General features: G+C 28.8%; 14 protein-coding genes. 12 read left to right on the forward strand and 2 right to left on the reverse strand.

Going from position 1 to position 12782, the window contains the following annotated elements:
- Positions 1–184: 184 nt before the first annotated feature.
- On the forward strand, positions 185–649 hold the full coding sequence (locus ACJDTP_RS25255) for a CBS domain-containing protein (RefSeq protein WP_077841723.1): 465 nt from the start codon (positions 185–187) through the stop codon (positions 647–649).
- A 155-nt stretch (positions 650–804) separates the two neighbouring features.
- Here ACJDTP_RS25255 and ACJDTP_RS25260 read toward each other — a convergent pair whose 3' ends face one another.
- Together ACJDTP_RS25260 and ACJDTP_RS25265 are read right to left on the reverse strand one after the other, a co-directional pair.
- Positions 805–2076 (reverse strand): cation:dicarboxylate symporter family transporter, encoded by a 1272-nt coding sequence (locus ACJDTP_RS25260; protein WP_078115170.1) that lies wholly within the window; start codon positions 2074–2076, stop codon positions 805–807.
- 383 nt (positions 2077–2459) lie between these two features.
- A complete protein-coding gene (locus ACJDTP_RS25265) occupies positions 2460–2819 on the reverse strand; it encodes a DUF5658 family protein (protein WP_406762788.1) in 360 nt (119 codons plus the stop codon).
- 307 nt (positions 2820–3126) lie between these two features.
- On the opposite strand from ACJDTP_RS25265, the gene ACJDTP_RS25270 reads away from it, so the two are divergent.
- From ACJDTP_RS25270 to ACJDTP_RS25320, 11 genes are all read left to right on the forward strand, one after another.
- A complete protein-coding gene (locus ACJDTP_RS25270; RefSeq protein ID WP_078115172.1) occupies positions 3127–3741 on the forward strand; it encodes a DUF488 domain-containing protein in 615 nt (204 codons plus the stop codon).
- Between the two features lie 63 nt (positions 3742–3804).
- Positions 3805–4302, forward strand: a complete 498-nt coding sequence (locus ACJDTP_RS25275; RefSeq protein WP_078115173.1) for a L,D-transpeptidase — start codon at positions 3805–3807, stop codon at positions 4300–4302.
- 625 nt (positions 4303–4927) lie between these two features.
- Positions 4928–5797: a radical SAM/SPASM domain-containing protein gene (locus ACJDTP_RS25280; protein ID WP_077841719.1), complete on the forward strand. Its 870-nt coding sequence runs from the start codon at positions 4928–4930 to the stop codon at positions 5795–5797.
- A 16-nt stretch (positions 5798–5813) separates the two neighbouring features.
- Positions 5814–6548, forward strand: coding sequence for a hypothetical protein (locus ACJDTP_RS25285; RefSeq protein ID WP_406762789.1), 735 nt, complete (start codon positions 5814–5816; stop codon positions 6546–6548).
- Positions 6549–6666: 118 nt separating this feature from the next.
- Complete coding sequence (locus tag ACJDTP_RS25290; RefSeq protein WP_077841717.1) at positions 6667–7236, forward strand: hypothetical protein; 570 nt, start codon at positions 6667–6669, stop codon at positions 7234–7236.
- A 205-nt stretch (positions 7237–7441) separates the two neighbouring features.
- The gene (gene ruvA / locus ACJDTP_RS25295) at positions 7442–8038 is read left to right on the forward strand and encodes a Holliday junction branch migration protein RuvA (protein WP_077841716.1); all 597 of its coding nucleotides are present in this window, start codon (positions 7442–7444) and stop codon (positions 8036–8038) included.
- 65 nt (positions 8039–8103) lie between these two features.
- Positions 8104–9147, forward strand: a complete 1044-nt coding sequence (gene ruvB, locus ACJDTP_RS25300; RefSeq protein WP_077841715.1) for a Holliday junction branch migration DNA helicase RuvB — start codon at positions 8104–8106, stop codon at positions 9145–9147.
- 132 nt (positions 9148–9279) lie between these two features.
- A complete protein-coding gene (gene queA, locus ACJDTP_RS25305; protein ID WP_077841714.1) occupies positions 9280–10305 on the forward strand; it encodes a tRNA preQ1(34) S-adenosylmethionine ribosyltransferase-isomerase QueA in 1026 nt (341 codons plus the stop codon).
- Between the two features lie 193 nt (positions 10306–10498).
- Complete coding sequence (gene tgt / locus ACJDTP_RS25310) at positions 10499–11635, forward strand: tRNA guanosine(34) transglycosylase Tgt (protein ID WP_077841713.1); 1137 nt, start codon at positions 10499–10501, stop codon at positions 11633–11635.
- A 163-nt stretch (positions 11636–11798) separates the two neighbouring features.
- Complete coding sequence (gene yajC, locus ACJDTP_RS25315; protein WP_017208831.1) at positions 11799–12077, forward strand: preprotein translocase subunit YajC; 279 nt, start codon at positions 11799–11801, stop codon at positions 12075–12077.
- 51 nt (positions 12078–12128) lie between these two features.
- Positions 12129–12497: a TIGR04086 family membrane protein gene (locus tag ACJDTP_RS25320; RefSeq protein WP_011968863.1), complete on the forward strand. Its 369-nt coding sequence runs from the start codon at positions 12129–12131 to the stop codon at positions 12495–12497.
- Positions 12498–12782 lie beyond the last annotated feature (285 nt).

A 12782-nucleotide genomic window follows, 5' to 3' on the forward strand; every position in this document is an offset into this window, starting at 1 on the left:
ATATCAACTGCTAAAGATGTAATAGATTTTATTGCTTCGCATGACGGAGTCAGTTAATTTTATTGTAAAGTAGTGTATAAATTAAAAAGATATTAATATAAAAATAATATAAAATTTTACTAATGAATTTAATAGATAAATAAGAAAATACTTATAAATTAAATTGAGTAAAGGGGATAGAATAATGAAAGTAAAGGATTTTATGATTACTGATGTAATTTCCGCAAGTAAAGAAAATACTATTAAAGATGTAATGAAGATATTAGTCACAAATAAAATAGGCGGAGTACCAATAGTAGATAACAAGGGAATACTTTCGGGTATTGTAAGTGATGGGGATATAATAAGAAGCATAAATCCTAAGGAAGGAAAAATGTATGATTTTATTTCATATGTATTTTATCTTAAAAGGGAAGAATTAGAAGAAGAGATTGGACTGATAAAGGATACTAATATCATGACTATTGCAAAATGTAAAGATATTTGCTGTGTTCTTCCAGAAGATACTATGGAAAAGGTTTTGTCTATTTTCTCAAAACATAACTTTAAAAAGATACCTGTTATAGATAAAGACAGAAAAGTAGTAGGAGTTATCAGTAGAGGCGATGTAATTAGATATATACAGAAAAAGATTATAGATAAGTTGTAGATAATAGAAAAAGAACTTATCTAATATAATTATATATTAAGATAAGTATAAATAAATATAACAATTGATCTAGAATAATAGGATATAGAAATAAAAAGGTGATTGTTCATTTAGAAAATAATTTCTAGATGAACAATCACCTTTCTGTTGTAGAATTAAGCCGCTTTTTTTATGGATTCTACATATTCTTTACCCTTTATAGAATTATACTTTCCTTCCCATTTTGATACAACAACAACTGCTAAAGAATTACCTAATACATTCACAACAGTTCTAGCCATGTCAAGTATACGATCTATTCCAGCTATAAAAGCTAGGCCTTCGGCTGGAATTCCAACAGAACCAAGAGTGGCTAGTAAAACTACAAAAGATACTCCTGGTACACCTGCTATACCTTTTGAAGTAAGCATCAATACAAGCATTAAATTAATTTGAGCTGGTATTGATAAATTAATACCATATAATTGTGCAATAAATATTGCTGCAATAGCTTGGTAAAGAGTAGAACCATCTAGATTAAAAGAATAACCTGTTGGTACTACAAAGGTTGCAATAGCTTTAGGACATCCGAACTTCTCCATTTTCTCCATGATTTTAGGTAAAACTGTTTCTGAGCTTGCTGTGCTATAAGCAAGTATAAGTTCGTCTTTTAAAATTCTTATGATTGAAAAGATACTTGTCCCAACTAATTTTGCAATTAGTCCAAATATTAGTAGTATAAATAAAATCATTGAACCATAAGTTGTAACTATTAGTTTTCCAAGTGGAATTAAAGATGAAAGTCCAAACTTAGAAACTGTCACACCAATTAAAGCAAATACTCCAAAAGGAGCTGTCTTCATTATTTGATTTGTTACCCAAAACATTGCATCAGCCGTTCCTTGAGCAAACTGTATAACAGGTTTCCCTTTTTCGCCAATTGCAGCAACTCCTAAACCGAACATAACAGAAAAGAAAATGACTGAAAGCATATCTCCCCTTGTAAGTGAATCAAAAATATTAGTAGGAACAATATTTATAAATGTATCAGCAAAGCTATGATGCGATACATTTTCTGCAGTGCTTACATAAGCATCGATGCTAGATTTAGCAAGCTCTTGCATATTTATTCCTGTACCTGGATGAAATACATTAGCTATTAAAAGTCCTAATACAATAGCAATAGTTGTTACCACTTCAAAATAAAGAAGAGTTTTTCCTCCAAGTCTTCCAACCTGCTTAATATCTCCTGCTCCAGCAATACCAACTATAAGAGATGAAAAGACGATTGGAACTACAATCATTTTGATTAGACGAATAAAAATATCTCCAATAGGCTTTAAATATGCCTCAACAGCTGGATTTCCATAAAAAAATCCACCTACTATAATTCCAAGTATAAGTCCTGCAAGAATTTGTAATGCTAGACCAAATTTAATTTTCTTCATAGTAAATTCTCCTTCCTTAGTTTAAAATTTGAATAAAAATAATATTAAATATGACACTATTATCATTTCGAGTTGCAAATTATTATGATAACTTAGCAACATTTTGAATTATAACATAAAAAATGAATTTTGTCTCTAGGAAAAATTCATTTTTAAAAATAAAGAATATATCTTTTTCTTGTTGTTCAATTAATTGAAAATATTACTAGTTATTAATTATATTTTTAATAAACTTAATATGGGGCATTTACGAAAAATTAGCTTTTAATAATAACAGAAAAGCGCGAAGATAAATGGGTTAGGATAGAAACTTGAACATATTAATTAATATAATAAATTTATATTTAAAAAATTAGATACTGATTTTCAAAAGAGTTAGCAAATCAAAATATGAAAATAAACATAGGTAATAATGCAAACCAGATAATATGAAATGTGTTTATTAGACCGTAGAATATGATGATTCCATTAATAAAGTAGTTACAGCACTTTAGTTGTTTATTCGTTGCATCTTTCATTCTAAAATATATGAATACGAGAAGAACTGCAGGAGCTAATATTTTTAATAAAAAACTTATAGTTGGACTTTTTACTACTTCTAACATGAAAATATTTGCTTCTACGTAAAAACCAGTATTTAAGAGTAAAATAGTAAATATTATGTCTGTTACATTCAGAATATATAGAGCTAAAAATTTTATTTTTATATTTTTAAGAGAATAGTTTCTTATAAAAGTAATCATTAAAACACCTCCATTTAGTGATTATTACCACAATGAAGATATAGTATAAGTTTTATTAATTACAGGTAGATGTATATTTTTTATTAGAACGTATATTTTAAAATGCATTATTATAGACATGTTCTTATTTTCTAATTAGATTTTATGTTACTATATTTTTATAGCTAGGATTTAAAATATCAAAAAATTAAAAGAGCTGTGGAGAAGATAGAAGTAAGGGTTATACTAAGAGAATTTTACGGAAAGAGCAAGGTATAATTACAGAAAAAGAAAAAATAATATAATATAAAGAGAGGAGTTCAAGTAAATGGACATATACACAATAGGACATTCTAACTATCCTGTAGAGAAATTAATAGACATGCTAAAGACTTATAATATTGATACTGTTGTAGATATAAGAGGAACTCCGTATTCGAAATATAATGTTCAATATAATAAGGAAACAATAGCTGAAACTTTAAAAAAAGAAGGATTTATATACATATATATGGCTAAAGAACTTGCGGCTCAAAGGCAAGATAAAAAGTCTTATAATAAGGAAGGATATTCTGATTTTGAAAAGGTAATTATAGAAGAAGATTTTTTAATAGGAATTGAGAGATTAAAAACAGGATGTCAGAAAGGTTATAATATTGCACTTCTTGGAGCTATGCAGGATCCTATAAGGTGTCATAGGAGTATATTAGTTGGAAGATCATTAAGGGAAAACGGATTTAATGTTAAGCACATTTTGGATGACTATACTTTGGCGTCTCAAGAAAAAATAGAAGAGAAACTTTTAAGTAAATACTTCAGCAATAGGAATCAGATTACTATAGATAGCTTACTTGGTAATGAAATTAGCGAGGTTGAAATGATTAAGGAAGGTTATCGACTAGCAAATAAAGAAATTGGATATAGAGTGGAGCATTTAGAATAATAGAAATCAAAATTAATGCATAATACATATATTAATATGTATTACTAAATTAGGATTTTAATTATGAAAAAAATTTTATCTAAAGTATTAAGAGGCATTAGGATTAAAAAAAATGGCATTAGAGCAGATGTGTCGGGTGACCGTATTAGCTCTGCAGATTATGTAAACTCTAAGAATTATTCTAGTGAAACCAACTACTTGATTTGGGTGGATACTGGAAGCTTTAAAGTGAATATTTTTAAAGGAAGTACAAATAAGTGGAACCTAATTCATAGTTATTTGTGCACTTTGGGAAAAGCCTCAACACCCACACCTAAAGGAACTTATAAAGTTGGAATAAAGGGACTGTATTTTGGCGTAAATAAGGGATACAAGTGTTGGTATTATACACAGTTTAAAGGAAATTATTTATTTCATTCGATAATCTATAATTTGAATGGATCAGTTAGGGATGGAAGGTTAGGTATGAAGCTATCAGATGGGTGCATAAGGTTAGCCAAAGAAAATGCTAAGTGGATTTATGACAATATACCTAGGGGAACTAAAGTAGTTATAAATTAACTTTCATTTATATATTTGGATAGATGAATACTTTAAAAGTTAAAAGAATAATTATATAAAATTACATTTAGTAATTAAACGTAAAAGAAAACATATTGCATTAAATCTAGTATATGGATTTTATTATAAAAAATATAATTATTCAGAAAATTCAAAAAACTATTGCAATTAATAATAAAATGAGATATAATTAAATCAAGATAAAGGTTTAATTTATCTTAGTGTACTGACACTTCAATCCGGCAGAAGAGTATATCTCAAGAGATATACAGTTGGTGACGGGCAACGGAAAAATCCCGGAAGCAATGTACGACAGACGGTCGTACCCAGTTGGCGGACAACGTTAAAATCAGTAACTAAGAAAGAGCAAGTGAAGTTAGTAAGATTCACTTGCTCTTTGTCTTTTATAAAGATAATAATTGATTATTATAATTAAAATGTTTAATATAAGTTGATTCATATATCCATCTAAGTTTTATATTAGATTTAGGTGGAATTTTTATTGTAAAATAATTTTGTGAAAGTAGTGATTTTCTTGCAAAGGTGGGGATTAAAATATATACTAGTTTGAGAAATAAAATATACTTTATTTTTATCTAAATGTATTGATTGGAGTAATAATTAAATGAAGAAATTTAAAAAGATTTATATAGAGATAACAAATGTGTGTAATTTAAGTTGTAATTTTTGTCCTAAAACAAATAGGGAACTTAAGTTTATGGATAAGAAAAGTTTTCAACATATCGTAAATAGTGTGAAATCACATACTGATTATGTATATTTTCATCTAATGGGAGAACCATTTTTAAATGAAAATATAAAGAGTTTTTTGGATATAAGTAATGAAAATTCATTAAAGGTTAATATAACTACTAATGGAACTTTAATAAGTGAAGTTAAGGATGTATTACTTAGTTCAAATGCTTTAAGGCAAGTTAATATTTCCCTTCATAGCTTTGAAGCGAATGAGGGACAGGTTGACTTTAGTAAATATATAGATAATATAATTGAATTTGTTAAAGAAGCCAGTGAAAAAACTAATATAATTACTGCGTTAAGGTTGTGGAATTTAGATACAAAGTATACTGCTAGTAATAGCATGAATATTGATATTTTTGAATTTCTTGAACAAAGTTTTGATATAAAATCCAGTTTGAGAGAAAGTTTGAAGGAAAAAAATAGTTTTAAATTAAAAAATAATGTATATCTTAGTATGGGAGAGAAATTTAAGTGGCCATCATTGCAAGTTGAGGAGTTAGGAGAAAGAGTCTTCTGCTATGGGCTTAGAGATCAAGTGGGAATATTAGTAGATGGAACAGTAGTGCCTTGTTGTTTAGATAGTGATGGCAGCATAGCACTTGGTAATATCTTTGATAATACATTAGAAGAAATTTTAAGTTCAAAAAGAGCTAAAGACATATATAATGGTTTTTCCGGAAGAAAGGCAGTAGAAGAATTATGCAAAAAATGTGGCTTTATAAATAGAGTAAGATAGTGGGGGCGTTGTTAAAATGGAAACAGCAATTAAGTCAGTGGGTATTTTTTTATTGATATATTTTTCGTATTACTATGTATTAAGATTTATACAATCGGTTTTTCAAGGAGCACTGAGTAGTATAAATGCAGGAGTGGCTAAATTTATATATGCGTTAAGTACACCAGCTCATGAACTTGCACATTTATTGGTTGCAATTTTATGCCTTGCTAAAATAGAACAAGTACAACTTTTGCCAAAAGGAAACAGACCAGGATTTATAAGGTCAAGGGTTGGAAGCAGTATGCCATTTTTAATTAGCATTAAGGAATTTCTTATAGCTATAGCACCTGTCATAATAAATATACCATTATTCATATTTATAGAGAGTAAATTCGTATTAAAAGATAAAGTTGCTGATATATCTAGGATACTAGATCCGAGAATAATATTGAGTAAAGAAGGTATAATAACTATATTTTTATTTCTACTGCTAATAAGTGGGATAGCACCAAGTCATGAAGATTTTAAGGGAATGATAAAAGGACTTATAATTCTTAGCGTAGTTATATTCGGATTATCATTTTTAACTTCAATGTTTTTAGATATGAAGTGGATGAATGCAAAGCCAATATTGACAGTACTATTATATTATATTGAATTAATAGTATTCGTGTTGATAATAAATGCTATTATACATTATAGGAATTGTTTTAAAATAACATGGATTATACTAATAAGTGCCATAAAACATGCTTTTAGAAAAAGTTGATAGATAATCGCTCCTAAATAGTAAATCCTTTATAAAGATTCTTAATTTATACATTGGAAGAATATTTTTGTATAAATATAGAAATAATGGCTATACTCCTTGATAAGGAGTGATTATTATGGTAAATAAAAAGAAATTATTCATAGGTATGACATTAGCATTAGCACTTATATTTTCTATAACATATTATTTTTCGGAAAAGTATATAAGTAACAAAAATGCTAAAAATAATCCTGTATCATCAAGTGAAATAAATAATAAATTAAATGATAATATAAAAATTTATTTATATGCAGGTGAAAAGAAAGAAAAAGAATTAACATTGTCAGAGTTAAAGAAAGAATTAAATATAGATAAGAATTTAACAGAAACGGAATTATCAAAGGCATTAAAAGATAAGGGATATGTTTTAGAAGTAGAATCTAATGGAGAAATGACTTATAAAAGAGATGCTTCTAAAGCTGTAAAACCTAATAAATATTATATTGGAGAAAAAGATGGCTTTTTAGCTATATATAAAACTGATGATAATGGTACTTTATCAATTGAAAATAGCGAAGATGTGTATACTAATAGTAAAAAAGTAGATAAATTAAGCGAGATAGATAAAGACAAAATTAAGAATTTTGAGCTTGAATATAATTCAAAAGACGATGCAGAAGAAAGCTTGTCAGAATTTTTATCATAATGGAAATTCTGATAGGTAAATTTTAATTGATAAAAGGCATGTTAGTAATTTAATACTTACATGCCTTTTATTAATTAAAAAATACATTGTTGAAAGATTTGGCTGAAAATGATAAAGTATAAGTTAGGTTTTAATAATGTAGAAATTAGTTTTTTAGCTAAATTTTAAATATAGTTATAGATATAGAAAAGTTGGTGTGAAATAGATGTACGAATATATAAAAGGTAAATATATTGGAATAAATAAAGATTATGTAATAGTAGAGAATAGCGGTATAGGCTACAAGATATTTACATCAGGTGCTACAATGTCCTCTATGCCAAAGAATGGAGAGGAGATTATGCTTTACCTTGAGCAAATAGTAAGGGAAGATTTTATTGGATTATATGGATTTGATTCAAAGGAAGAGCTAGAGATGTTTAAGCTTCTTTTAACAGTAAGTGGAGTTGGACCAAAAGCAGCATTATCTTTATTATCTATAAGCAGAGTTAATAATTTAAAATATGCAATAATGATTGGCGATGAGAAACACATCTGTAGAGGTGTGGGAATAGGGAAAAAAACAGCAGCTAGAATTATTTTAGAGATCAAAGATAAACTAAAGCCAGATGAATTATTGGATAGTAGTGTGGAAATTGATACTAAGGATAATGAGAATGTTATGGCATTATCAGAAGCTTTAAGCGCGTTAATTGCGTTAGGGTATAGCGAGAAGGAAGCAGAATCAGTACTTAAAAAGATAGATAAGAATGATAGTGTAGAAAATATCATTAAAAATGCATTAAAGGCGTTGATGGGATAAAACTTCTAAGACATAAGTAGCAAAAAATTATACATATATGACTCATAAGAAAAGGGGGAGGTTTTTTGGAAAGGATAGTTAATCCATCTGAGATGCAAGAAGATTTTAATTCTGAACTTAGTTTAAGACCTCAAAAAATAAATGAATATATAGGACAAGACAAAGTAAAAGAGCGATTAGATATATTTATTAAAGCTGCAAAAAATAGAAAAGAAGCATTAGATCATACACTTTTATATGGACCACCTGGACTTGGAAAAACTACTTTAGCTAATATTATAGCAAAAGAAATGGGTGGGGATTTAAAAATTACTTCTGGACCAGCAATAGAAAGAGCAGGAGATTTAGCAGCGATACTAACAACATTAAAAGATTATGATGTTTTATTTATAGATGAAATACATAGGCTAAATAGAAATGTTGAGGAAATATTATATCCTGCTATGGAGGATTATGCTTTAGATATAGTTATAGGAAAAGGTGCTACAGCGAAATCTATAAGAATTGATCTTCCTAAATTTACACTAATTGGAGCAACAACAAGGATAGGAATGCTTACATCTCCACTTAGAGATAGATTTGGTGTGCTTTGTGCCATGGAATATTATACAGATGAAGAACTTAAAGAGATAGTAAGTAGAAGCGCTTTAGTTTTTGGCTGTACAATTACTGAAGAAGGAGCTTTGGAAATTGCTAAGAGATCTAGAGGAACACCTAGAATTGCCAATAGGCTATTAAAAAGAGTTAGGGATTATTCAGAAGTAAAATCTAATAAGCTAGTATCATTAAAAGAGGCTAGAGAGGCTTTAGAATTATTGGAAGTTGATAATCAGGGATTTGATAAAGTTGATAATAAAATACTTGAAGCTATTATTGATAATTTTAACGGGGGACCTGTTGGAATTGAAACACTTTCCTATTTTATAGGTGAGGAATTGGGAACTATAGAAGACGTATATGAACCATACTTGCTTCAAAAAGGCTTTATAATAAGAACACCAAGAGGAAGAATAGCTAGTGATAAGGCCTATGAACATCTTGGAAGAGTAAATACTTCAAAAAACAAAAGTAATAATGGGAAAGTACAAGGTAGCTTTTTTGATAAATAGAGATTAAGTAGTGATTTATTAATAAGCACTTTAAAATTGAGTTCTGAACAACTGATATAGTTTCTCAAAAGTTTAACTTCGTTAGAAGTGTCAATAATAAGAATAAGCTGTTAGTTAGGAGAAGATAAATAAATGAACGTAAAAGATTTTGATTTTTACTTACCAGAAGAGTTGATAGCTCAACATCCGTTGGAACAAAGAGATTCATCAAGACTTATGGTTTTAGATAAGAAAACTGGTGAAATTAAGCATAAGAGATTTCATGATATTATAGAATACTTAAATGAAGGAGATACTTTAGTATTAAATAATACGAGAGTAATGCCAGCAAGATTGATTGGAGAAAAGGAAGGTACGGGCGGAAAAATTGAGTTCCTTCTACTTAAAAGAATTGAAAAGGATAAATGGGAGTGTCTAGCAAAGCCAGGTAAATCCGCAAAGGTTGGTAGAAAATTTACATTTGGAGAAGGTAAGTTAAAAGCAGAAGTAGTTGAAGTGAAGGAAAATGGAAATAGAATAGTTGAATTTTTCTATGATGGAATATTCGAGGAAGTTCTAGATTCGCTTGGGGAGATGCCTTTGCCACCATATATTCATGAGAGATTAGAAGATAGGGAAAGGTATCAAACAGTGTATTCTAAAGAAAATGGTTCTGCTGCAGCACCTACTGCGGGATTACATTTTACAAAAGAGTTGCTGCAAGAAATAAAGAATAAAGGAATTAACATAGTATATTTAACATTACATGTTGGACTTGGAACTTTTAGACCTGTAAAAGTTGAATCTCTAGAGGAGCATGAAATGCATTCAGAGTTTTATATGCTTTCAAAAGAAAGTGCAGATATAATAAACGAAACTAAAAAAAGAGGAAATGCGGTTATATCTGTTGGAACAACTTCAACAAGGACATTAGAAACTATTGGCGATGAAAATGGATTTGTTAAGGAACAAAGTGGATGGACTAATATATTTATTTATCCTGGATATAAATTTAAAGTAGTGGATAAGTTAATTACAAACTTCCATTTACCAGAATCTACTTTGATAATGCTTGTTTCAACTTTAGCAGGAAGAGAAAATGTTATGAATGCATATGAAGAAGCAGTAAATGAAAAATATAGATTTTTCTCATTTGGAGATGCTATGTTTATTAAATAAAAGTTTTGATTACATTGATGAGGTGACATAGTCAAGTGTTTCAATATAAAATGGGATGAATTAGAAAATAGATATTGATTTTATAATTCAGCTAACAACTAAATGGAAGTTAGTTTCTTTAAAGAATCTCAGAGTTGCTCAGTAAACAAAGGTAGCTGAGTTTCGTAAAAATATAATTAAGAGGTGAACGCTTGTGAGTAAAAGGTATACTTTATTAAAAAAGGATGGAAAAGCAAGGAGAGGGCAGTTTGAAACTCCTCATGGAACTATACAAACTCCAGTATTCATGAATGTTGGAACATTAGCAGCTATAAAAGGTGCAGTTTCTAGCATGGATTTAAAGGAGATAGGATGCCAGGTTGAACTTTCTAATACATATCATCTTCACTTAAGACCAAGTGATAAAGTAGTTAAAAAACTTGGAGGATTACATAAATTTATGAATTGGGATAGGCCAATTCTCACAGATTCAGGTGGATTTCAAGTATTTTCGTTAGCTAAGATGAGGAAAATAAAAGAGGAAGGCGTGTATTTTAATTCACATATAGACGGAAAGAAAATATTTATGGGACCAGAAGAATCAATGCAAATTCAAAGTAATTTGGCATCTACAATAGCAATGGCTTTTGATGAATGTATTGAAAATCCAGCACCTAGAGAATACGTGGAAAGATCAGTAGAAAGAACTACAAGATGGCTTGAAAGATGTAAAATTGAAATGGATAGATTAAATTCTATGCCAGATACAATAAATAAGGAACAAATGCTATTTGGAATAAATCAGGGTGGAGTTTATGAAGATATAAGAATAAAGCACGCTGAAGAAATAACTAAGATGGATCTAGATGGATATGCCATAGGTGGGCTTGCTGTTGGAGAAACTCATGAAGAAATGTATAGAGTGATAGATGCAGTTGTGCCACATTTGCCAGAAGATAAACCTATATATTTAATGGGAGTAGGTACACCTAGCAATATATTGGAAGCAGTCGACAGAGGTGTGGATTTCTTTGATTGCGTACTTCCAGCCAGAAATGGGAGACACGGAAATGTATTTTGTAGTGAAGGCAAGCTTAATCTTATGAATGCTAAATATGAACTTGATGATAGACCTATTGATGAAGGTTGCGAATGTCCAACGTGCAAGAATTATACAAGAGCATATATAAGACATTTATTTAAAGCAAAGGAAATGCTTGCGATGAGATTATGTGTTTTACATAACTTGTATTTTTATAATAAGCTAATGAAAGATATAAGAGATGCAATTGAAGGCGGTTATTTCAAGCAATTTAAGGAAGAAAAATTAGCACAATGGGAAGGCAGATAATTGAAAATGATTATTTATGAATTTGGATAGGATGTAGATCTTTACACAATTTCTAAATGAACATGAGTAACAAAAGTAGGTTTATATTGACATTAAAGTAAATAAAATGTAAACTACATATCATGAATAGAAAAAAATATAATAAACACATTGGAGGAAGAGTATGGATAATATGTTAGCGTTACTTACGAGCGTAGTGCCTTATTTACTTGTATTTGTGATATTTTTTTTCCTTCTTATATTACCTGAAAAGAAGAGAAAAAAGAAATATCAAGGTATGATTGATGAATTAAAAGTAAATGATGAAATTGTGACAAGAGGTGGAATCATAGGTAAGATTACACATATAGATGAAAAATCAGTTACAATTGAAAGTGGTCCTGCAAAAACTAGGATTAAATTAGAGAAGAGTGGAATATCTCATAAAATAAAGATGGATTAATCATAATGCCCTTTAATATTTCATAAAATGAAGTGTTGGGGGGTGTTTTTGATGGAAAATAGTAAATATTTTAGATCAGTAGTAAAAGGTACTATTGGAACTTTGATTTTAAGCTTCATAGGAGTCACAATTCTATCTTTATTGATGACTAAACTAGTATTTAGTAAAGGTATTTTTAACATGATATATGTAATAATATCTTTATGCAGTTTAAGTTTAGGAGCAATGATAGGAGCAAAGAAAAATGAATCAAAGGGATGGCTTGTAGGCTTTGGAGTAGCACTATCATATTATTTAGTATTGTTTATACTATCTAGTAGCTTTAATGGAGAATTAGCATTTAAGCTTTTTGACTTCATTAAATTGATTATAGCACTAGTTGTAGGTACTCTTGCTGGGATGCTAGGGATAAATTTATAAGATACTTCAGCTTTTTAATGACTAACGTTACAAAGATTAAAAGAAGTTATACATATGTGAAATCATTTTTATTTAAATGAAGGTTAAACAGTATTTTATTGTTATATCATACATTAATAAAAAACTTTATTAAGAAATTATAGTGTGCTATAATGAACAATGTGCAACATAAGAATGTAATAATATTTAAAATTAAGAAGTAATAAGTTCTTTAAAATTCAGCTTAAAGACTTTAATTTCTTAATTTTAAATATTAAAGTATTTTACATAATAAAGGAAACTGTT

The sequence above is a fragment of the Candidatus Clostridium helianthi genome (assembly GCF_045310795.1).
Taxonomy (GTDB): domain Bacteria; phylum Bacillota; class Clostridia; order Clostridiales; family Clostridiaceae; genus Clostridium; species Clostridium helianthi.

What these genes read in the sequence shown, in the direction of transcription:
- ACJDTP_RS25255 (WP_077841723.1), top strand. Translation starts at nt 185, where the DNA reads ATGAAAGTAAAGGATTTTATGATTACTGATGTAATTTCCGCAAGTAAA.
- ACJDTP_RS25260 (WP_078115170.1), bottom strand. Translation starts at nt 2,076, where the DNA reads ATGAAGAAAATTAAATTTGGTCTAGCATTACAAATTCTTGCAGGACTT.
- ACJDTP_RS25265 (WP_406762788.1), bottom strand. Translation starts at nt 2,819, where the DNA reads ATGATTACTTTTATAAGAAACTATTCTCTTAAAAATATAAAAATAAAA.
- ACJDTP_RS25270 (WP_078115172.1), top strand. Translation starts at nt 3,127, where the DNA reads ATGGACATATACACAATAGGACATTCTAACTATCCTGTAGAGAAATTA.
- ACJDTP_RS25275 (WP_078115173.1), top strand. Translation starts at nt 3,805, where the DNA reads ATGAAAAAAATTTTATCTAAAGTATTAAGAGGCATTAGGATTAAAAAA.
- ACJDTP_RS25280 (WP_077841719.1), top strand. Translation starts at nt 4,928, where the DNA reads ATGAAGAAATTTAAAAAGATTTATATAGAGATAACAAATGTGTGTAAT.
- ACJDTP_RS25285 (WP_406762789.1), top strand. Translation starts at nt 5,814, where the DNA reads ATGGAAACAGCAATTAAGTCAGTGGGTATTTTTTTATTGATATATTTT.
- ACJDTP_RS25290 (WP_077841717.1), top strand. Translation starts at nt 6,667, where the DNA reads ATGGTAAATAAAAAGAAATTATTCATAGGTATGACATTAGCATTAGCA.
- ruvA (WP_077841716.1), top strand. Translation starts at nt 7,442, where the DNA reads ATGTACGAATATATAAAAGGTAAATATATTGGAATAAATAAAGATTAT.
- queA (WP_077841714.1), top strand. Translation starts at nt 9,280, where the DNA reads ATGAACGTAAAAGATTTTGATTTTTACTTACCAGAAGAGTTGATAGCT.
- yajC (WP_017208831.1), top strand. Translation starts at nt 11,799, where the DNA reads ATGGATAATATGTTAGCGTTACTTACGAGCGTAGTGCCTTATTTACTT.
- ACJDTP_RS25320 (WP_011968863.1), top strand. Translation starts at nt 12,129, where the DNA reads ATGGAAAATAGTAAATATTTTAGATCAGTAGTAAAAGGTACTATTGGA.